This is a genomic window from Vibrio sp. YIC-376 (genome assembly GCF_052353105.1).
Classification (GTDB): domain Bacteria; phylum Pseudomonadota; class Gammaproteobacteria; order Enterobacterales; family Vibrionaceae; genus Vibrio.
In genome coordinates, this window is sequence record NZ_JBBWFK010000001.1 from 240,464 (window position 1) to 261,903 (window position 21,440).

Here is a 21,440-nt window from a genome sequence, read left to right on the forward strand (position 1 = left end):
AAATTAGTCACTGTGTTCATAGTCAAGCAAGTCTCTCTGAGCCACGCATATCAAGATTGTTTAGGTACATTAATTTCGACATATTTACTTAGCAGGAGCAATGAGCATCATGGAACAAAATACGGCCAACGTATTTAACTTCAGCGCAGGACCAGCAGGTCTGCCGAAAGCAGTTATGCAACAAGCACAAAAAGAACTATTGGACTGGCAAGGTCTGGGTACTTCAGTGATGGAAATCAGTCACCGAAGTAAGGAGTTCATCAAAGTTGCTGAAGAAGCTGAGCAAGACCTGCGTGACCTATTGAATATCCCAGATAATTACAAAGTGCTATTTTGCCAAGGTGGTGCTCGTGCACAGTTCGCAGCTGTTCCGCTAAACCTTTTAGGTGAAGCAGAAACAGCAACGTACATCGACGGCGGTTACTGGGCAGACAGTGCCGTTGAAGAAGCGAAAAAATACTGTGAACCAGATGTATTTGATGCGAAAACAGAAATTGATGGCAAACTGGCTGTGCTACCGGCAAGCGAGTGGAAAATTTCTCCAGATGCAGCATATGTGCACTTCTGTCCAAACGAAACCATCGATGGTATCGAGATCAATGATCTGCCTGTGACTGACAAGCCAATTGTTGCTGATATGTCTTCAACCATTCTGTCACGTGAAATCGACGTTTCTAAATATGGTGTGATTTACGCAGGTGCGCAGAAAAATATTGGTCCATCAGGTATTTCTATTGTAATCGTTCGCGATGACTTACTTGGTGTGGCTAAGCAAGCATTGCCAAGTATTTTGGATTACACCGTTCTTGCTGAAAAAGAATCGATGTTTAACACACCACCAACTTTTGCTTGGTACCTGTCTGGCCTTGTTTTCAAATGGCTAAAAGCAGAAGGCGGCGTTAAGAGCATCGAGAAAGTTAACCGAGCTAAAGCGAAACTGCTTTACGATTTCATTGATCAATCGGATTTCTACCGTAACGGTATTCACGAAGCGAACCGTTCACTAATGAACGTACCATTCCAGCTAGCGAAACCAGAACTTGATAGCACTTTCCTTGAACTTGCCGATGCTAAAGGGCTTAAGTCTCTTAAAGGTCACCGTGCTGTAGGTGGCATGCGTGCATCAATCTACAATGCGATGACACTAGAGGGTGTCCAGGCGCTTGTAGACTTTATGAAAGAGTTCGAAGAAAAATACGCGTAATCTGTAAACATACAGAACGACTTCAAAGCGTCGCACTTGCGGCGCTTTTGTTTAAATAGAAAGGGCTCATTATTAGATGAGCCCTTTGTGTATCTTTTATCTCTATAGAGACTGCAACAACTGATAGTAGCGGCCTTGTTTTGCGAGCAGTGCTTGGTGGTTGCCTTGCTCAATGATTTCACCTTGCTCCATCAGGCAGATATTATCCATACTCTCCAGCTCAATGAGTCGGTGAGTAATGAAGATGACCGTCTTGTTGGCAAAATGCTGATTGAATAAACCCATCACTTTTTGTTCTGTGCGTTTATCAAGGCCTTCGGTTGGTTCATCCAAAAGAAGGATCGGCGCATCACGTAATAATGCGCGTGCAATACCAATACGGCGTTTTTCACCGCCAGACAACTGACGGCCGCCATCGCCTAACCACGCGCTTAAGCCGGGTTCTTCTAGCAGACCGCCAAGATCGACCTTGGTTAAAATATCGGCCAGCTGCTCGTCAGTGGCATCAGGTGCTGCCATGAGTAAGTTATCTCGCAGTGTACCGTTCAGAACATCGACACGTTGGCTTACAACAGTAATTGCTGCGCGCAGATCTGACTCACTCCAATTTTGCAGAGCTGCTCCACCGATGCGAACTTCGCCCTGATTAACGTCCCAGTAGCGGCATAACAGTTGGATCAACGTTGATTTACCCGATCCGGTTTGACCAACAATCGCGGTTCTTGAGCCAAGAGGAAGTGACAAAGATAAATCTTTCAGCACTTTCTGCTGACCGTCTGGGTAGGCGAAGTTGATCTTATCAAATTCAATATCTAACGGTTTGTTGTCACGGCTAGATTGTGACGGGAAAATCACGTCAGGTTTTGCCAGGATGACTTCATTCAGGCGGCGAGCAGAAGTCAGCGTCTGGCCTAAATACTGGAATGCACCAGCGATAGGCATCAGGATCTCGAAGCTTGCCATGGTTGCGAACGCAAAGAGCGCAATCCAAGGATCCGGAGTCCGTCCTCCCACGCCATCTGCGGCGAACCACAACATCATTACTAGCGTCAGACCATTAACCAACATCAGTAGCCCTGATGCCAATCCGGTTAGATTGGCATTGACAAATTGATTGGAAAGAAGCTGCTTTTGCTTCTCTAAAATCAAGTTGCGGTAACGTTCTTCCGCCCCAAAGATACTAAGTTCGCTATAGCCCTGCAGCCAGTCAAGCGTTGCGATGCGCAGTTCCGCTTTACGGTGAGTCAGTTGTGCACCGTTGCTTTTGCCTAGTTTGTAGAACAGTACCGGCCATACCAGTAGCATTACGGTGAGAACTGAGCCTAGTAACAGTGCTAAGTGCCAGTCAAAGAAAGCCAGCACCACGGTTAAACTCAGGATACCGAATATACCAATGATCACCGGGCTGATAAGGCGCAGGTATACGTGATCCATCGCATCCACATCGGCCACCAAGCGGTTAAGTACGTCGGCGTCACGCATGTTAGAAACTCTGCCCGGGATCAGCGGAGTAAGCTTCTCGAAGAAGAAAATACGTAAATCGGTTAGTAGTTTAAAGGTTGCATTGTGACTGACCACACGCTCACCCCAGCGACCGGCAGTACGTGCCATAGCGGAACCACGAACACCTGCGCCCGGTAGCATGTAGTTAAAGGTCTCGCGAGCAATGGTCAAGCCAGCAACGGAAGCGGCCGAAATAAACCAACCAGAAAGCGTTAATAGTCCGATAGAGGCTGCAAGCGTAAGGAACGCTAACAGCATGCCTAGTGACAAACCAAACCAATGCTTTTTGTACAGTTTTAGATAAGGGAGTAAATCACGCATCTAAGTTCCCCTTGTCTGAGTCTTGTTGTGCTAAGTTAGCCGCTAACATGTCTTTGAATAGACCATCCTGAGATGCGAGAGTAGTGTAGTCGCCACTCTGTACAATCTGACCGTCTTGCATGACTAAGATCTGCGAGACGTTTTTCAGCGGAGCAAGTTGGTGAGTGATCATCAAATTCGTGGTCGATTGGGTGTATTTACCGATACCTTCCATTACTAGTCTTTCACTGCGAGCGTCCAGACTAGCTGTGGGTTCATCTAACAACCAAAAACGACCGCTTTGCAACATCGCTCGAGAAAGAGCCAGACGTTGTGCCTGACCGACAGATAAACCACCGGATCGGTCGGATATTGGATAATCCAGACCGTGCATTTCAACAAACTCTGCGGCGTGAGAGTCTTTCAAAACAGTGTTGACTGCATCGTCTTGAACATTGTGCTTACCTAGGATGACGTTGTCACGAATGCTGCCGTGAAGCAACATTGGGTTTTGACCAATCCAACTAATGCTCCCACGCCATGACGCGAGATCAAGTTGTGACAACTCGCAGCCGTTTATTTTCAAACTGCCTTGGTACGGCATAAAGCCCAGAATCGTATTCACCAGACTGGTTTTACCCGCACCACTAGGGCCAACAAGAGCGGTACTCTGGTTTGCTTCTAGTGAAAAAGACAGGGGCCCTGCAAGCTTTTTCCCTTCCGGGCTAAAGATGACGAGATCATTAGCTTCAATCTGAATGGATGCGTCTTGGTCGAGAGTTTGGTTGCCGTCTTTGACTTGGTCAACGTCTAGCTCCAGAAACTCGACAATACTCTCTGCCGCACCAACCGCTTGTTGTTTCGCGTGATAGTAAGTACCTAAGTCGCGCAGAGGCTGATAAAACTCTGGCGCAAGGATAAGAATGAACAAGCCCGCGAACAGAGTGACACCTGTACCGTAGTAGCCGAAGTTGAGCTCACCAATGTAGCTGAAACCGAAGTAAACCGCGGTTATCGCGATTGAAATTGAAGTGAAGAACTCTAAAACCGCAGAAGAAAGGAACGCAATTTTCAGCACGTCCATGGTACGAGTACGAAAAACTTCAGATGCGCCTTTAAGCGTTTCTGTTTCAGACTTGGTTCGATCAAATAGGCGAATCGTTGTCATCGCTTGCAAACGGTCATAGAAGTGACCAGATAAGCGCTGCATAGCTTTGAAGTTTTTACGGTTCGCTTCAGCTGCTTTTTTGCCCACTAATGCCATAAAAATCGGAACCAGAGGAGCGGTGACCAAGAAGATCAAACCAGCTGCCCAGTTAACCGGGAACACGACAATCAGAATAATGAAAGGGATCAATACCGATAGTGACATCTGAGGAAGATAGCGTGAGAAGAAATCTTGCATATCTTCTACTTGTTCTAAAATTAGCGTCGCCCAACTACCTGCAGGTTTCCCTTTAATATAAGCTGGCCCTAACTTGTGAACTTTATCCAAGATAAGTTGACGAATATAGACTCGTATTTGTTCGCCGCATCGATAACCCGCGATTTCACGGCCCCAAGTACAAGCTGCACGGCCGATTACGGTTCCACCCAAACCCACAAAGTGCCAAATGAGTTCACTTTTGTCGACTTGTTCGATGATCAATTGGTGAAGAATGGAGGCGAGCAGGGCTGCTTGAGCCAATAAAAACACGCTTGAAAGTACGCCCAGGCCGATCGCAATCATAAGCCAGCGCTTGGCTAACTTACTTTGTTGCTTAAGCCACTTATTCAAGCTGCTATGCTTTTTCTTATCCATTTATGAAGGCTTAATGATAATTGTTTTAATGAGGCGATAGTATACAAAAGAAAACCCAGCGGGAATACCGCTGGGCTTTAAGGATATGACACAAATGTGGAAAGTTATTTGTCATTAAGAGCATCAAGGAAGCGTTCTGCATCCAGAGCTGCCATACAACCTGTGCCTGCTGAGGTGATGGCTTGACGGTAGTTATGATCCATCACATCACCTGCTGCGAATACGCCTTCAATACTGGTTTGAGTCGCGTTTCCTTCAAGGCCTGATTTAACGATGATGTAGCCGTCTTTCATATCAAGCTGGCCTTCGAAGATTTGAGTGTTTGGCTGGTGGCCAATCGCAATAAATGCGCCCATTACTTCGATATTTTCTGTTGCACCAGTATTTACATCTTTAACACGAACGCCAGTCACACCCATGTCATCGCCTAGCACTTCATCAAGTGTGCGATCAGTATGAAGAACGATGTTACCGTTTTCCACTTTATCCATCAGGCGATTAACAAGAATCTTCTCCGCGCGGAATGAATCACGACGGTGGATTAGGTGAACTTCAGACGCGATGTTTGAAAGGTAGAGTGCTTCTTCAACGGCAGTGTTACCACCACCAACAACGGCAACCTTCTGGTTACGGTAAAAGAAACCATCACAAGTAGCACAAGCAGAAACGCCGCGGCCTTTGAAGGCTTCTTCAGAATCGAGACCTAGGTATTTTGCTGACGCACCTGTTGAGATGATCAATGCATCACAAGTGTACTCGCCAGAGTCGCCTTTAAGGCGGAAAGGGCGCTGAGATAATTCAACTTCATTGATGTGGTCGAACACGATTTCTGTTTCAAAGCGTTCTGCATGCTCTTTCATGCGATCCATCAAAGCTGGGCCAGTTAAGCCTTCTGCATCGCCTGGCCAGTTTTCGACTTCTGTCGTTGTGGTCAACTGACCACCTTGTTGCATACCCGTTACAAGCACTGGGTTAAGATTGGCACGAGCAGCGTATACTGCAGCGGTGTACCCAGCAGGACCTGAACCGAGAATTAATAGTTTACAATGTTTTACGTCGCTCATTATGGCTCCAAAAGGGCTGAACATTTCTAACGATTGTATGGAAATTCTTATAGCTTTAAAAGCATAAACAAGGATTGAGATCTAATAATTGGTTATAGAATAGAACTTACCTTGAGGGGCGATGGTTTTCATTACAGCACAAAATTCTGTTGCCAGTAGAGATATCTAGTTTCAAATGTTGCTAAAGTTAAAATTTGAAATATGGAGCTACTTTGTCTGCTTGTTATGGTTGTTTATCGTGTTTTTCTCATTTTGTTGAAGCTATCAACGTCATAAGCTGGTAATTGCAGAATATTTGCGTAATCTATCGTGTAAATTAAATGTTAATTAAATGTGCCTCATTCAAGGAGCAAATGATGTTACATTCACGCGAGAATACACTGCATTTAACCCAGCTCAGCATGGCAGCAATTGAGCAACTTTCACCATCTTTCGAAACGCTACCTCATACAGAGCATGCGGATGGCCAATACCGTTTGAGACGTTACTCTGTGGTGCGTTTTGAAAACGGACAAGTCATCGACTTGAACAAAAACAGCTTTGTACAGTCTTCGGATATCAACCGATTCCAAGGTGATGTCATCCGTCAGTTCGAACCCATCGAAAAGAACATTCTAAACAGCGATGGCTTTCGAGAAATGTGCGAGTTGTTTGTCAACGCTAATCACTTAGTCAATGGTCAAGAAATCGAAATTCACCAAATCCGTATCACTGCTTTAGAAAATGAAACTCAAGTTGCACCAGAGGGTGTGCATCAAGACGGCTTTGATCATATTGCGATGGTTGGCGTTGGTCGCCATAACATCATTGGTGGCGATATCATGTTGTACAGCAGTCATAACCAAGCGCCATTTTTCCGCAAGGTGCTAGAAAACGGTGAAGTGGCGATTCTGGCAGACAGCAAGCTGTGGCACAACGCTTGTCCCATTCGCTCTGTAATTGATGACCAAGCTGGTCATATGGATGTATTTGTTCTAACAGCGACGGATAAACGTAATGAACTTCAATCTTAATCAGATCAGACAGCAGTTTCCGGCGTTATCGCAGTATCACAATGATAAGCCTGTTACCTTTTTTGACGGACCGGGTGGTTCGCAGGTACCTCAATCTGTTCTTGATGCTATGGTAGGTTACCTCGGGTACTTTAATTCCAACTTAGGCGGGCATTACTTCTCCAGCCAAACTACAGTCGACGTGATGCAAAGCGCGCGCGAGTCAGCTCAAGCACTATTAAATGCGCCATCTTCTGGCAACATTGTGTTTGGTGCAAACATGACCTCGCTTACGTTCCAGCTAAGCCGTGCAATCAGCCGTGAATGGCAAAAGGGCGACGAAATTATCGTTTCGGCTCTGGACCATTATTCAAACGTGTCGAGCTGGCAACAGGCTGCTGAAGATAAAGGGGCGGTAGTTCATCAGGTTCGTATTAAAGAAGATGATTGCACGTTAGATCTTGAACATCTACAAAGCCTGCTTTCTGACAAAACACGTTTGGTCGCTGTCACTTACGCTTCAAACACCACAGGTTCGATTGTCGATATAAAACAAGTCGTAGAAATGGCTCATCAAGTCGGAGCTCAGGTCTATGTGGATGCAGTGCATTACGCGCCGCACCATTTAGTGGATGTGCAGGCGTTAGGATGTGATTTCTTAGCATGTTCTGCTTACAAATTCTTCGGGCCACATGTGGGTATTGCATACATTGCAGATCAATGGTTACACAGTCTTCGTCCATATAAAGTCGAGCCTGCGACGAATATCGGTCCAGGTCGATTTGAAACGGGTACGCAAAGTTTTGAAGGACTGGCGGGATTGACAGCCGCGATTGAATACCTTGCGCAGTATGGTGAAGAAGGTTTGCCTCTCCGTGAGAGACTCGTACAAAGCTATGCAGCATACACTCAGCATGAACAGAGTCTTAGTGAGCGCTTTCTGCAGCGAGTGGATCTGCTAGCTGGTGTACGTCTGTATGGTATTGATAAGGCAGATACTCAACTTCGTACTCCTACATTTGCTTTGACGTTCGATAAATATTCGCCAGAGTTTATTGCCAAGACATTGGGTGAGCACAATATTTGTGTCTGGAACGGCCATTTTTACGCATTGGGCTTAGTCCGTCAGCTAGGATTGGATGATAAGGGGGGGGTTGTACGAATTGGCTGTATGCATTACAACACGCTTGAAGAAGTCGATATGTTATTTGATGTGATTGAAAGCATCCTTGATGCTTAGCAAACCCAAATAGCAAAACAAAAAGCTCGAGCTTAATGCTCGAGCTTTTTTGTATATAAAGGCCGTCAGTTATTATGCGCTGACCTCGACCTCATAAGAGGTGAACTTACGTACGTTTATCACGCCAGTATCGAAGATTAGGTACTGACCTTTAATGCCTTGCAGGATACCCGTCACCACAGGGTTCTTATCGAAGTTATGGGAGGTAATCTTAGTAGGGTGCTGTTGAACTGGGTAGCTAAGATCAGTAATGCTCTCACTTAACACTTCAATTGCGTCAACACCGTATTGTTGTTTGATTTCGGCAATTTTATCTTCAACCAAAGGAAGCAGTTCTTCAAATCTGTCCTGAAGTGCAATCGGCTCTCCATCACCCTTAAGTAACGTTCGCCAGTTGGTTTTATCAGCAATATGTTTTGCCAGTTCTACTTCAATCAAACCAGAGATATGACGAGTTTTCACTTTGAAGATTGGTAAACCCTGTGTAGCACCTTGGTCAATCCAGCGTGTCGGGATTTGTGTATGACGGGTGATACCAACTTTCAGGCTTGATGTGTTTGATAGATAAACAAAATGATCCACCATACAATTCTCTTCGCCCCATTGTGGCTCACGGCAAGTACCTTGGTCGTAGTGACAGGTCTCAGGTTTCATGATGCACATATCGCAACTTGCCAGCTTTTTCATGCAGACAAAACAGTGACCTTGAGAGTAACTCTTCTTAGTTTTCTTACCGCAAGAACAGCAGAAAATATTGCCAGTGTGGGTGAGTGTTAATGTTTTACCTAAAAACGGAGAAAGATCGATTTCTTCATCACCGACAGGCAAACGGTAGCTGACAGCACCGTCCAGAGAGGCGCGCATCTTGTTTAGCGTGCCTGATGCAATTAATGACATGACATTACTCATTAGTGTGTTTTTGCACAGTATATACCGAATGCCGATTGAGGGGCAGGGAATATGCGAGAGTTGTTCTGAATTAAAAATACTTTTCCTGTAATTACAGTTTCTTACTGCGGCGTGAAGTGCTTCGCAATTCGGTTTGAGGGAAGAGATTCCTACAATTTTGAAGCAGGATCACGTTTGCTTTAGAGGTAAGATGTATCGAAAGTAAGAATATTGACAAAAGTGTGTTCATTTCAGGATGGATAACTTTTGCTTTATGTAACAGATACTGTTCGTCATTACATCTTAATAAAGAATTCAGGTTAATGTGCCCATGAAGAGGATACACAAATTAGTTTTTGCGCTTTCGATTTTCACCATTAGTTTGGTTGCACTTTATAGCGTATTGGGAGATACACGCAAGCTTGTTATTACGCCAGATAAGTTCAACATCTCTGCGACAAAAGATGCAATTGCAGGAGGCTTAAGTGAAGCGGAGTTGAACTTTGATAATCAAAGGCTTACCTTAAATTGCGAGATAAAGGAAAGCTCGTATGCATGGCCATATTGCGGAATCTCTGTCTTCACAGATGTTATTAAAGCGACAAAAGGCATCGACTTGTCTACTTATCACACCATTCGATTGAAGATAGATTACGAACTAGCTGGTGATAAAGAAAATCCCAATAAAGAGCTAAGACTGTATCTGAGAAACTACAATCCTGAGTATTCAAATCCGGATGACGAGTACACTACTAAATACAATGGCATGCAGTTTTCTCCGTTAAATTTTAATGGAACGATAGAAATTCCGATTAAAAACCTGCAGGTCATGACTTGGTGGTTAGCTGACAACAAAGTAGCAATTGAACATTCTGCACCTGAATTTACTAATATCACTCGTATAGATATCGCCACTGGTTCAGCGACTGGGCTCGGTAAACATAAGCTCATTATCGATCAGATTGAGTTTGAAGGTGAGTATCTCGCGCGCGAAACGTTGCTTTTTGTTCTGCTGTTTTCCTGGATGGCGTTAGGTTTGGCCTTCACTTTACACGAATTGCGTAAAAACAGAGTCGCTTACGAGATAGCCAAGAAGCGTCATCGCCACCTGGAAAAAGTAAACGGTACACTTCGCGCACAGAATTATGAATTCGCAGAACTTGCTCATCGTGATGCGCTAACGGGAGCGATGAACCGACACGCAGTACACCACTGGTTAGAGGAGGAGTCACGAAGGGTGTGTCATGGACAGAGTTCGTTAAGTATCCTTTATTTGGACTTAGATAAATTTAAGGCGGTAAACGACAAGTTTGGTCATCAAATGGGTGACGATATTCTGCGCGAATTTGTCATGGTAACGGCAAGCCTACTGGAATCAGATGATAGATTGGTGCGCTGGGGGGGTGAAGAGTTTGTTGTATTTTGTCCCGATACCCGTCTGGTCGAGGCGGTTACGAAGGCGGAGTTTATTCGTAAGAGCATAGGCAATCATTTATGGGTTCATGGTGAACCTATGACATGTAGTATCGGAGTAGCTCAAATGCAGAATGAACGGATAAGCGAAACAATGGCGAGAGCAGATGAAGTGCTTTACTCAGCCAAACGTGCGGGGCGAAATCGGGTAGAAGTGAATTACGGAGTGTTACGCTTCGAAGTTAAACAAGCTTGATCGCTAGTTGCTATGTCAAAAAGGAAAAAAGGTGGCCGTTGGCCACCTGTAGGGGGGGACTGCTGTAAATCGTACTAGGGAAAACGTGAATACAACGTACAGCAGTGTAGTGCTAATCGAACGTGTCTTTTTTACCAGAAGATCCAAGCGAACAGAGTAAGTACACCAATACACGCAATATTCAAAACAAACCCAATGCGCATCATCTCTTTTTGTTGGATGTGACCTGTACCAAATACTATTGCGTTTGGTGGTGTCGCTACTGGCAACATAAAGGCACAAGATGCTGCAACGGCAATCAATGCAGAAAGAATGACAGGTGACAATCCCAGCGCTTCAGCAATCGTTGCGAATACAGGTACCAACAGTGCAGCACTTGCGGTATTACTTGCAAATTCGGTTAAGAATACTACAAAGGTAACCACGGCAAGAATGGTTAGAAGGACACCGGCTTGTTCGAGAAAGTAAGATAAGCTCTGAGCTAAGAAAACACTGGTACCCGTATCTTTAAGTACGTTGCTTAAACAGATGCCGCCACCGAAAAGAATTAGTACACCCCAGTCCGTGGTTTTCTCAATGTCTTTCCATTCCACCGCGCGAGATGCGCCTAGTAGAAGAATCGCCCCGATCGCTACCAGCGTATCAAATTTTGCAAATCCACCTATCATGTTATTGATTGGCGTACTGAAAATCCAAAGCGTTACCGTCAGTAAGAAAATCGCGAGCGTGATCATCTTGCTGTTTGTCCACTCAACAGGTTGATGGTCAAGTTCGAACTTGTGGCTTAAGTCTGGCTTAGTCATGACGTAAAGAATCAGGATGGCTACCGGCATCAAAATTATTGAGATAGGTAAGCCTAATTCCATCCATTCGGTGAAGCTTAGTCCAACTTCTGCTGCTGCAATGGCGTTTGGTGGGCTACCGACCAGAGTCGCAATACCACCGATAGACGCGCTGTAAGCGATACCAAGCAGCACAAACAAAAACGTGCGATGGCTTTTGCTTCCATCAAGTTTGCTCATTACCCCGAGTACCAGAGGTAACATCATAGCTGTCGTCGCTGTATTGGAGATCCACATTGAAAGTCCAGCACTCACACCAAATAGCATGAAGACGGCGACCGACATTTTACCACGAGCCAGAATCAACACTTTATCTGCAATGGCTTGGTCCAGCTTCTGTTTGTGCAACGCTGCAGCTAAGGCAAAGCCGCCTAAGAACAAAAAGATGATTGAGTTAGAGAAGTTGTTGAGTGCAGTTTGTGTGTTGAATACACCCAAAAACACAGCAAGCATTGGTATTAGCAAAGCGGTAATACTTACGTGAATTGCTTCTGTGAGCCACAAAATTGCAACAAAAACTAAGATGCTGATGCCGGTTACTACTTGAGGCTCAAATGGTAGGGTATTAAGCAAAATAATGAACAGCAGGATATTTGCATTCAAAATCATGCTGTTGCGAGTGAAGAACCAATTCTTCAGTGTCACAGCGAGTGCGGTCATGGGGTATGCTCCTTATTCAGTGCCTTTTTGTCGGTTTTTTATGGCAAAGTAACTGACTTGTATTTTTTATTGATTAAATGTTACTAGGAATGAACAAGAGATTTTGGCCTGAATCGGAGAGCAAATAAGAAAATGTGATGTTGAGAATTCGAAATGGGTAGAATGCTACCCATTGTCTTTACAGAAATGTTATTAAAGCTAAAAGCTTGAGTAAATGACTACTCGACCGGAACCTGTCTTGGCTCGATAGGCTCTTTTACCGCAATGATTGGCTCTTGTGGACCAAGGAACTTAGGTTGTGTGTCGATAATGTATAGGTCTAGAAACGCTTTTACGCGAGCGAGTAGTTCGCGCATACGCATTGACGCTTGCTGTTGTTGTGTGACCGGGCCAGCGACCGCGAGGCATTGTGCGTCGATGTGGTAAGCGTGTGCGATAAACAGCGCCCGTTCACAGTGGAATCGCTGCGTCACGATAAGAAAACGCTCTGAAGCAAAGATTTTTTTTGCTCGTACGATAGAGTCTAAGGTTCTAAATCCAGCGTAATCGAGGTGAATGAACTCTTCTGGTACTCCCGCTTTGAGTAAATCGCGTTTCATCGTCCAAGGTTCATTGTAAGAACGATGGGCGTTGTCGCCACTTAATAGAAACTGGTTTACTTTGCCTTGGTTGTAAAGCTCAATCGCCGCATTGATACGATGGGTGTAATAGGTGTTAAGAGTCTTTCCAATGTATTTACTGGTACCAAGCACTACGGCAACCTCATGCTGCGGTATGTTTTCGTAGTCAGTAAAAATGTTCTCTTTGGCTTGCAGCACCACCCATCGGTCGATGGCAATAACAGAAACAAGCAGGCCAAGTACAGCGATCGACAAAATCAAAGCAAGTCGCTTCCATGAAAATTTAAGCATCCACTTTGACTTCATACGAGAAAACAACAAAACGATTTTTATCCTTTTTTAAAGTGTATGCCTCATCATATCTGATAGCACCAAAAAGAGAGAAGTCCATTTGTGCCAAAATATGGTCAGGATGATAAAAAAACGCTTAAAAAACAAAAGCCCCTATCGAGTAGGGGCTAATTATTATGCAAATGGATTAAATTTTAGAACGCTGTTCGTTTGTAGCGGCGATAAACCGGCTGCCAGAATGCTTGGTCAATCGCATCATTAAGCGCTTCATCAGTGATTTCCAGCGCGACACCCTGTTCGATGGCTTTTTTCGCTACTGCAAACGCAATTTTCTTTGACACTAAGTGAATTTCTTCTAGTGGCGGTAAAAGTGCACCGCGACCATTGATAGCAAGAGGAGAGCAAGTTGCCAGCGCGCGACTTGATTCCATAAGCATTTCATCTGTCACTCGTTTTGCGTTAACGGCTAGCACACCCAGGCCAATACCCGGGAAGATGTAGCTGTTGTTACATTGAGCAATAGGGTAGGTTTTGCCTTCGTGAACCACTGGATCGAACGGGCTGCCTGTCGCGACCAGTGCTTCTCCGTTTGTCCAGCGAATGATATCACGTGGTGTTGCTTCTACTCGGCTAGTTGGGTTGGATAGAGGGAACACGATTGGACGCTTACAGTGTTTGTGCATCTCTTCGATCACTTCTTGGCTAAATAAGCCAGGGGCACCCGATACGCCAACAAGTACCGTTGGTTTCGCATGACGCATGACATCCAGTAGCGAGAAGCCATTGCCTTCGGTTTCCCATTCTTTAGTATTGTCATGCTTTTGTACTAAGCGCTGTTGGAAATCAAGTAGGTTAGGCATGCCTTCTTGTAGCAGACCCCAGCGGTCAACCATGTAAACTTGCGAGCGTGCCTGCTTATCAGAAATACCTTCCGATACCATCTGAGCAATGATTGCTTCAGCAATACCACAACCTGCAGAGCCTGCACCCAAGAAGGTGATGCGTTGCTGAGAAAGTTGCGTACCCGCTGCTTTACATGCAGCAAGCAGTGAACCAACGGTTACGGCTGCAGTGCCCTGGATGTCATCATTGAAGCAGCAAATGCGGTTCTTGTAACGTTCTAGAAGAGGCATGGCATTCTTCTGCGCAAAATCTTCAAACTGAATTAATGCATCAGGCCAGCGGCGTTGTACTGCTTGAATGAATTCTTCCACAAATGCATCGTACTCTGGACCAGTGATACGAGGATGACGCCAACCCATATACATTGGGTCTGCTAAACGCTGCGGATTGTTAGTACCTACATCCAATACGATTGGTAGCGTGTATGCCGGGCTGATACCACCACAAGCAGTGTAAAGAGATAGCTTACCGATAGGGATGCCCATGCCGCCGATACCTTGGTCACCCAAGCCAAGAATACGCTCACCGTCAGTTACCACGATCACTTTTACGTTGTGGTTTGCTGCATTATTAAGCAAGTCGTCAATACGATCACGGTTAGGGTAAGAAATGAAAAGACCACGACCGCGACGGTAGATATTCGAGAAGTTTTCACATGCCGCACCAACGGTTGGCGTGTAAATGATCGGCATCATCTCAGTGATGTGGTTTTGTACTAAACGGTAGAACAGGGTTTCATTAGTATCTTGAATGTTACGCAGATAAATGTGCTTATCCATGTCACTTTCGAAGCCTTTGTATTGCTGGTAAGCACGTTCTACTTGCTCTTGAATGGTTTCAGTGGCTTCAGGTAGCAGGCCTTCTAAGTTGAATGAACTACGTTCTTCAGCAGAGAATGAACTGCCTTTGTTCAAAAGAGGGGTCGCTAAGAGGGCTGGGCCCGCATATGAAATATATAGTGGGCGTTTATCGTTGTTCATTGGGTGCCTTATGTAGGATTGAAGAGTGCGCCGCAAATAGTAACGGTTTCAGCGATTGGTTGTAAACATTCGTTGATACACATCAAAGTAATGTCGTAAAAAAACTTAACGACCGATGGAAATATCGCCATCAAAACAAGAGCAATGAAAGCAGGAACTTTTTACTTGGGTATAATGCTCGACATCATCAATTCAACATCCAACTCTTATGTCACAACTACCTATCGATAGCCTAAAAGCCGAGTTTGACCTGCATTTGAAGCGCAGTCATCTGGTGGTCGAAGCGGAAACCGGATCGGGTAAGTCGACTCGCTTACCTCTTTGGGCGGCACAACACGGACGCGTTTTAGTCATCGAACCACGTCGAATCGCTTGTACTTCATTAGCCGAGTATCTAGCGGAGCAGTCGGGGTCTCCAATCGGTGGAAAAATCGGGTATGCGATCAAGCTCCATGCGTATTTCGATGAGAACACAGAAGTGGTATTTGTGACACCAGGTGTGGCACTGCGATGGTTCGCAGAAGATAAGCTGGCGAACTTTGACATCGTGATGGTTGACGAATATCACGAACGCCGTTGGGACATTGATCTTATCACCTCTCTTTTAAAACAAGAAAACCAACATCGACTGATCGTTACTTCTGCCACGTTAGAGGGAGAAAAGCTAGCTCGTTATTTGGAGGCCGAGCGTTTGCGTTCAGAAGGGCGCTGCTTTCCGGTCACGGTGACACACCGAAGCATTGATAGCCGTTACCTGCCTAATAAAAAAGGCTGTGAAAATGACGTTGTGCGGGCGGTGAATGAAGCCTTAGAAGACGAAGAGGGCGATATACTCGTATTTTTGCCGGGTCGTAAAGAGATCACTCAATGTGCCCAGATGCTGCAAAAGTTAGATGATGTGCTGGTGGTAAAACTTCATGCCTCCGTGAGTGATGACGAGCGACATCGTGCATTGACGATTCAAAAACAGCGCAAAATCGTGCTTGCGACCAACGTTGCCGAGACATCTTTAACAATCCCAAATATCCGAGTGGTCATTGATAGTGGCTTGGAGCGGCGAACAATACAGCGCAATGGGCGCACTGCTTTGACACTCTCTAATATTTCTAAAGCCAGTGCCTCCCAACGTATGGGGCGTGCTGGTCGAGTAGCTGAAGGAACATGTATCCGGTTATATGGTGAACATGCACCTTTAGAGTTGGTAACGCCGCCAGAGCTTCACAGAGAAGAGTTAGTGGAACCTATGTTAGCGGCAGCCTGCTGTGGACACCGACTATCAGAATTGGCCTTTTTGGACATTATCCCAGAAAAATCGCTCAGTTTGGCTTTTGAAACCTTACTAGCGATGGGTGCCATCGATGCTAGAGGAAACATCACTGAACACGGCAAAAAAGTATATCCATTGCCTATTGATGCTCTGTTCGCTGATCTGGTTACCCGTATCCAAACCAGACCAGAAAGAGAAGCCATGATCGACTTAGCCGCAGCGCTTTCAGTTCCGGCTCAGTTATATCAATTGCAAAGTGGTGAAGCGGCAGAAGCTTTGGCACTAGAAGAGCCGGTCGGGTGTGATGCTTCGTTACTGATTCGTTTGGTTCGCGGAGAACAATTGTCCGGTGTGAGCGTAGATTTTGGGGTTCTGGAAGAAGCACAAGGGCTCGCGAAGCAAATGCGTGAGTTGTTTGAGCTACCTCAACTGGACGTTGCATCCAGATACAAACGTGAGGCATTGAGCAAAGCGATTGCTGCCCTTCATCCAGAGTTAGTGTTTGTGCGTAGAGAGCGCCGCAGAGAGGCGTTGGGTAATGGCAGTATGGAAATGGTGGTTGGACGTAACAGTCGCTTCCCTGAGAAAGAAGAAGCGGCCATCGTGTTAGACAGTCATAGTGTACCGGGCAGGGGAGTAAAGCAGACACTAAATCTCGCGTCAGTAATGATGCCGATCCCATTAGCGTTCTTCGATGAGCTTAATCTGGGCGAGTGGCAACAAGGCGATACCAGTTACGATGAAGAGGCTCCACGAGCAACCATGAATTTGGTGTACGCCGGTCGTACTGTGGTGACTGAATATAAAGAGCTTCAAGGTGACGTCGCCATACAGCCGATTATCGAAATGATTGAAAACGAAAGTTTAATGCCTGGCTTCGCCTCGTTACGAAAACAGCAGATCCAACATTGGAAATTGTATAACGCGCTCGGGCTTAATCAGCAAACTGCCGATCTTAGCGTAACGGAGTCACTTACGTTTTCAGGTTGGTTAACTGAGCAACTTCAAACACTGGGAGTGGAATCTGTTTCTGATATTGAGCTGTTTGAGGCAGATGACTTACCTTTCGACGGGATCCCTGAGTGGGAATATGAAGAGTTTGCAGAAAAATACCCGCTGAAGTTATTTCTGGCTGAGCTCAAGCTGGATGTCGAGTACTTTGCTACCCGCAAGCTCATTCACGTGATTTATAGCGAAGGTAATCGAAAAGGCGAACCAAAGCGATGGGAGCTGCCTCGGTGGTCAGGTTGGAAAGTGCAATACAAAAAAGCCAGTCGCGTTATTGATGTGAAATAGTGAGTTTCATACCCAATTGAGCTGGTGTTATTGTTGTTGTGAATGAGTGTTTGTTTGGTATTCATTTATTGAACGTTTGTGTTCGTATTTATTTTACTTTCGAAATATTAATCAATTGGTTGCGTATATAGCAAAGCTGTACATTACTTGTTACGAGGCTGGTTTTAATATTTCTTTTTGTATGTAAATTTGGGCATAAAAGATTAATCTTTTATATCCCATTGCTATATCAAAACAGTTGAACGATATTTGGTGTATCTCATTTCGAATGTCGGAGCATAAAGTGAATCAACAAGAAAAAACATGCATTGAATTCGACTACACCAGCTTCTTAGGGGCGACGGCAAGTAAGAAGTGGACCTTCTTAGATGCGTTTGCCACGATTGCTCCGATGTTTGGTTTGATGTGGAAAAAGAACCTGGCTGAATTAAGTAAGCCTGAAGATCGATTGTGGGATGCAGCGCTAAAAGCGTTGTCATCACGCCATAGTGATGAGTCCAATCTTGTAGAGTTAACTCGAATAGCAAAAGATGAGGGAATAGACGAGTTACGTGTTGTTATGCCGTATTCGCTGGACTCAAAACAGATTGAGTACATCGAATCTCGAAGCCACCTGAAAGTGGAAACCGCAGAACAAGACATACTTAATATAAAACTATAACTCCATAAGCTTGATGCGTATAAGCTGCGTTAAGCGTTGGATATTAAAGCGATCAGTATGTGGGTCGCTTTTTTATTGCTCCAATAACTCCCCACTATCTTCTCGCCTGAGTACAACTACAACTCGCATCCACAGTGATGACACTTCTCATTTTATAAAGCGTGATTCATATAGAGTATATGCACTAAATGTAAAAGATTTGTAGAAAATAGCAATGCAAATGTCACAACTAGCATCTAACTTATAATTTTGGTGTAACTGATTTGATCTGAGTATCGGTCGTGTACGTTAGAAACAATATCTCTTATTAACCAATAAGATAGGTGATTCTCGCTCACGGAGTCAGTTGGGAACAAATTAATAAACAAAAATAAAGGAAGTTAGTATGTCTTTGTCTCGACGAGATTTTATCAAAGTTGTCTCTTCAACCGCAGTTGCTACCGGATTGATCGGTTGTGGCAGCGATAGTTCCGAGTCCGAAGTCGTAACATTTGATTATGGTGTTGCCAGTGGCGACCCGACTCAAACTCAAGTTATCATTTGGACGCGTGTCACTACTGAAAGCAGTTATGTGGATGTGACTTGGCAAGTCGCTTCAGACGCGGATTTTTCGGATATAGTGCAAAGTGGTGTCTTTACCACAGACACGAGCCGGGACTTTACGGTAAAAGTCGACGTTCAAAACCTCAATCCAAATGCTCATTACTATTATCGCTTTATGGTCGGTGAGATTATGAGTGGAGTTGGAGAGACTAAGACATTGCCTGATGAAAGCGTAGAAAAAGCATCAATGGCTGTTGTTTCATGCGCGAATTATCCAGCAGGATATTTCAATGTCTATCGCGAGATTTTAAATCAGCACGAAGAAACGGCATTTGATGTGGTACTTCATTTAGGTGATTACATCTATGAATATGGCGCTGGTGGTTATGCCAGCGAAGATGCTGAAGCGTTAGACAGAGTCGCAAGTAAAGGCACGGAATGCATTACGTTAGATGACTACCGAAAACGATATGCTCAGTATCGCCAAGATACCGATCTTCAGGCTTTGCATGCGAAGTTACCAATGATTGCCGTATGGGATGACCATGAACTCGCGAACGATGCATGGAAAGAGGGCGCAGAGAACCATCAAGATGACGAAGGTAGCTTTTCTGAACGACGTGCCGCCGCCGCAGCTGCATGGTTAGAGTGGTTGCCTGTCAGAGAAAATAGCTATTCGAGCATGTTGATTTACCGTCAGTTTTCTTTTGGCAACTTAGTGAACTTGATGATGCTCGACACACGCCTAGTTGGTCGTGATGAACCTTTGGATTACTTTTCATTGAGTGAGCCAAGTATGGAAGCAATTGCGGGCTTAGTGGCCGAGTCTCGTAGTGTGGACAGAGAACTGTTGGGTACGGATCAGCTTGCTTGGTTGATTAATGAGTTCAATACTCACGATGCGAAATGGAATGTATTGGGGCAACAAGTTCTGATGGCTAAAATGGAGTTACCTAGCTCCGTCATGACAGCGATGTTCCAACTTTTTACTGCTACTGAGGAACAAAAAAACGAGGCTTTACTTGCAGTAAATACCGCTATCACGAATTATCTCACTGACCCAAGTTCAGATACGGTTTCTCTACCTTATAACCTGGATGCGTGGGATGGTTATTATGTAGAGCGTGAAAAAGTTTACCAATTAGCAAAAGCAAGCAGTGGTAACTTTGTATGTTTGGCGGGTGATACGCACAATGCGTGGACGAGTGCGTTACATGACATTTCTGGGGACCCTGTAGGAGTTGAGTTTGCAACAAACTCAGTCAGCTCTCCGGGTCTAGAAGAGTATTTAGAACTGGATCCAGTAGCAATTGCTCAGATGGAATACACCTTGCCGCTTTTGGTTTCAGAGTTACAGTGGGCAGACATTAAGCAGCGTGGATTTATGAGAGTGACTTTTACTCCTGAAAAGGCTCAATCCACCTGGTATTTCGTGTCTACTATCAAAGAAAAAGAGTATCAAGTCACGACGAAATCAGTGTCGACGAGCGACGGTGTTACGTTGGACCTCAGCTAATTCCTCTGATAAATAGATAGAAAAAAGTCCGCTTGAATGCGGACTTTTACTATCAGAACAGTTCTGAGGAATATCGAAAATGTTAGTCGATCAATCCATATTCTTTGCTTAGAACATCAATGATCTCGGCTTTCGGGTTTTCGCTCAGAACAATTGGTTTGCCAATAATCTTTTCTGCAATGCCCAGATAAGTTTTTGAAATGTCCATCAAAGACTCAACTGGCAGTTCATTGTCACGAGCAAGCGCTTCACGCTCAGGCATGCGTTCTTTGTTCAGCAAAATATCTGGGTCAGGGAAGTGGTTCAACAGGAACTGACGGAAACCTTCCTTCGAGTTTTCAACGATATTGCCTGCTTGGTATTCTTTGGCATCCCAAATACGAGAAGAATCTGGCGTGCCCACTTCATCCATGTAAATCAGTTTTTCATTACCAGCTGCATCTTGGACATAGCCGAACTCGAACTTGGTATCTACGAAGATCTGGTCAATAGCTTCTAGTGCATTGCTGATAACGTTAAAGCCTTCTTTCAATAGCTTTTCATACAGTGCGATGTCTTCTGCACTTGAGAAGTTAAATGCTTCAAAGTTATCCGCGATGTTTTGGCGTGTGATGTTAACATCATCCGCTTCAGGTACGCCCGGAATACCTTTTAAAATGCCTTTTGTAGAAGGTGTCATCAATAGCTCTGGAAGCGCTTTGTCTTTTTCAAGGCCTTCAGGAAGCTGAATTCCACAGAACTCGCGCTCACCGTTTGCGTATGCACGCCACATTGAACCAGTGATGTATTTACGGCAAATTGCTTCGATTTTAACTGGTTTTGCTTTCTGTACGATCCAAACAAACGGGTGAGGAATATCTAGAATGTGGCTGTCAGCCAAGCCGTTGTCTTTAAAAAGCTTAAACCAGTGGTTAGAGATCGCGTTTAATGCAGCGCCTTTACCTGGCACACCTTTAAGACCACCTTCACCATGCCAAATACAATCAAAAGCAGAAATACGATCGCTGATAACCATAATCGCCAGTGGCGCGTCTGGGGCTACATCGTATCCTTTTTCTTTGATCAGTCGGGCGCTGTCTTCTTCAGTTAACCAGTAAACTGAACGAACTTTACCGCTGTGAACGGGTTTGTGAGTGCGAATTGGCAGGTCGTCATTGACGGCAAGTACTTGATTAGCAAGGCTCATTGCGACATTCCTAT

At 44.9% G+C, this 21,440-nt stretch carries 15 protein-coding genes; 7 read left to right on the plus strand and 8 right to left on the minus strand.

Annotation, left to right across the window (positions count from 1 at the left end):
- Positions 1 to 100 precede the first annotated feature (100 nt).
- Positions 101 to 1,204 carry a 3-phosphoserine/phosphohydroxythreonine transaminase gene (gene serC, locus WJM94_RS01080; protein WP_444492394.1) on the plus strand — a complete coding sequence of 368 codons (1,104 nt, stop codon included), beginning with the start codon at positions 101 to 103 and terminating at the stop codon, positions 1,202 to 1,204.
- Positions 1,205 to 1,306: 102 nt separating this feature from the next.
- Here serC and cydC read toward each other — a convergent pair whose 3' ends face one another.
- The 3 genes from cydC to trxB all read right to left on the minus strand — a co-directional run bounded on the left by cydC (position 1,307) and on the right by trxB (position 5,872).
- On the minus strand, positions 1,307 to 3,028 hold the full coding sequence (gene cydC, locus WJM94_RS01085; protein ID WP_444492395.1) for a heme ABC transporter ATP-binding protein/permease CydC: 1,722 nt from the start codon (positions 3,026 to 3,028) through the stop codon (positions 1,307 to 1,309).
- Entirely contained in the window at positions 3,021 to 4,808 is a 1,788-nt protein-coding gene (cydD, locus tag WJM94_RS01090; RefSeq protein WP_444492396.1) for a heme ABC transporter permease/ATP-binding protein CydD, read from the minus strand. The genes cydC and cydD overlap by 8 nt, the downstream gene beginning before the upstream one ends.
- A 104-nt stretch (positions 4,809 to 4,912) precedes the next feature.
- Entirely contained in the window at positions 4,913 to 5,872 is a 960-nt protein-coding gene (gene trxB / locus WJM94_RS01095; protein ID WP_444492397.1) for a thioredoxin-disulfide reductase, read from the minus strand.
- 356 nt (positions 5,873 to 6,228) lie between these two features.
- On the opposite strand from trxB, the gene WJM94_RS01100 reads away from it, so the two are divergent.
- Both WJM94_RS01100 and WJM94_RS01105 read left to right on the plus strand, forming a co-directional pair.
- Entirely contained in the window at positions 6,229 to 6,885 is a 657-nt protein-coding gene (locus WJM94_RS01100; RefSeq protein WP_444492989.1) for a 2OG-Fe dioxygenase family protein, read from the plus strand.
- On the plus strand, positions 6,869 to 8,104 hold the full coding sequence (locus tag WJM94_RS01105) for a cysteine desulfurase-like protein (protein WP_444492398.1): 1,236 nt from the start codon (positions 6,869 to 6,871) through the stop codon (positions 8,102 to 8,104). Before WJM94_RS01100 ends, WJM94_RS01105 begins: the two co-directional genes overlap by 17 nt.
- 72 nt (positions 8,105 to 8,176) lie before the next feature.
- Here the strand turns inward: WJM94_RS01105 and WJM94_RS01110 are convergent, their stop codons facing one another.
- On the minus strand, positions 8,177 to 9,001 hold the full coding sequence (locus WJM94_RS01110) for a DUF2797 domain-containing protein (protein ID WP_444492399.1): 825 nt from the start codon (positions 8,999 to 9,001) through the stop codon (positions 8,177 to 8,179).
- A 322-nt stretch (positions 9,002 to 9,323) separates the two neighbouring features.
- Here WJM94_RS01110 and WJM94_RS01115 point away from each other — a divergent pair, with 322 nt between their 5' ends.
- Positions 9,324 to 10,661, plus strand: coding sequence for a GGDEF domain-containing protein (locus WJM94_RS01115; protein WP_444492400.1), 1,338 nt, complete (start codon positions 9,324 to 9,326; stop codon positions 10,659 to 10,661).
- 131 nt (positions 10,662 to 10,792) lie between these two features.
- Here the strand turns inward: WJM94_RS01115 and WJM94_RS01120 are convergent, their stop codons facing one another.
- The 3 genes from WJM94_RS01120 to WJM94_RS01130 form a co-directional block, all read right to left on the minus strand.
- Positions 10,793 to 12,163, minus strand: a complete 1,371-nt coding sequence (locus WJM94_RS01120; RefSeq protein WP_444492401.1) for an SLC13 family permease — start codon at positions 12,161 to 12,163, stop codon at positions 10,793 to 10,795.
- Positions 12,164 to 12,381: 218 nt separating this feature from the next.
- Positions 12,382 to 13,104 carry a SanA/YdcF family protein gene (locus tag WJM94_RS01125; protein WP_444492402.1) on the minus strand — a complete coding sequence of 241 codons (723 nt, stop codon included), beginning with the start codon at positions 13,102 to 13,104 and terminating at the stop codon, positions 12,382 to 12,384.
- Between the two features lie 164 nt (positions 13,105 to 13,268).
- Positions 13,269 to 14,957 carry an NAD-dependent malic enzyme gene (locus WJM94_RS01130; protein ID WP_444492403.1) on the minus strand — a complete coding sequence of 563 codons (1,689 nt, stop codon included), beginning with the start codon at positions 14,955 to 14,957 and terminating at the stop codon, positions 13,269 to 13,271.
- Between the two features lie 208 nt (positions 14,958 to 15,165).
- Here WJM94_RS01130 and WJM94_RS01135 point away from each other — a divergent pair, with 208 nt between their 5' ends.
- The 3 genes from WJM94_RS01135 to WJM94_RS01145 all read left to right on the plus strand — a co-directional run bounded on the left by WJM94_RS01135 (position 15,166) and on the right by WJM94_RS01145 (position 20,240).
- A complete protein-coding gene (locus WJM94_RS01135) occupies positions 15,166 to 17,520 on the plus strand; it encodes a helicase-related protein (RefSeq protein WP_444492404.1) in 2,355 nt (784 codons plus the stop codon).
- A gap of 283 nt (positions 17,521 to 17,803) precedes the next feature.
- The gene (locus WJM94_RS01140; protein ID WP_444492405.1) at positions 17,804 to 18,181 is read left to right on the plus strand and encodes a transporter; all 378 of its coding nucleotides are present in this window, start codon (positions 17,804 to 17,806) and stop codon (positions 18,179 to 18,181) included.
- Positions 18,182 to 18,566: 385 nt separating this feature from the next.
- A complete protein-coding gene (locus WJM94_RS01145) occupies positions 18,567 to 20,240 on the plus strand; it encodes an alkaline phosphatase D family protein (protein ID WP_444492406.1) in 1,674 nt (557 codons plus the stop codon).
- An 82-nt stretch (positions 20,241 to 20,322) separates the two neighbouring features.
- Here WJM94_RS01145 and WJM94_RS01150 read toward each other — a convergent pair whose 3' ends face one another.
- On the minus strand, positions 20,323 to 21,426 hold the full coding sequence (locus WJM94_RS01150) for a phosphoribosylaminoimidazolesuccinocarboxamide synthase (protein WP_444492407.1): 1,104 nt from the start codon (positions 21,424 to 21,426) through the stop codon (positions 20,323 to 20,325).
- Positions 21,427 to 21,440 lie beyond the last annotated feature (14 nt).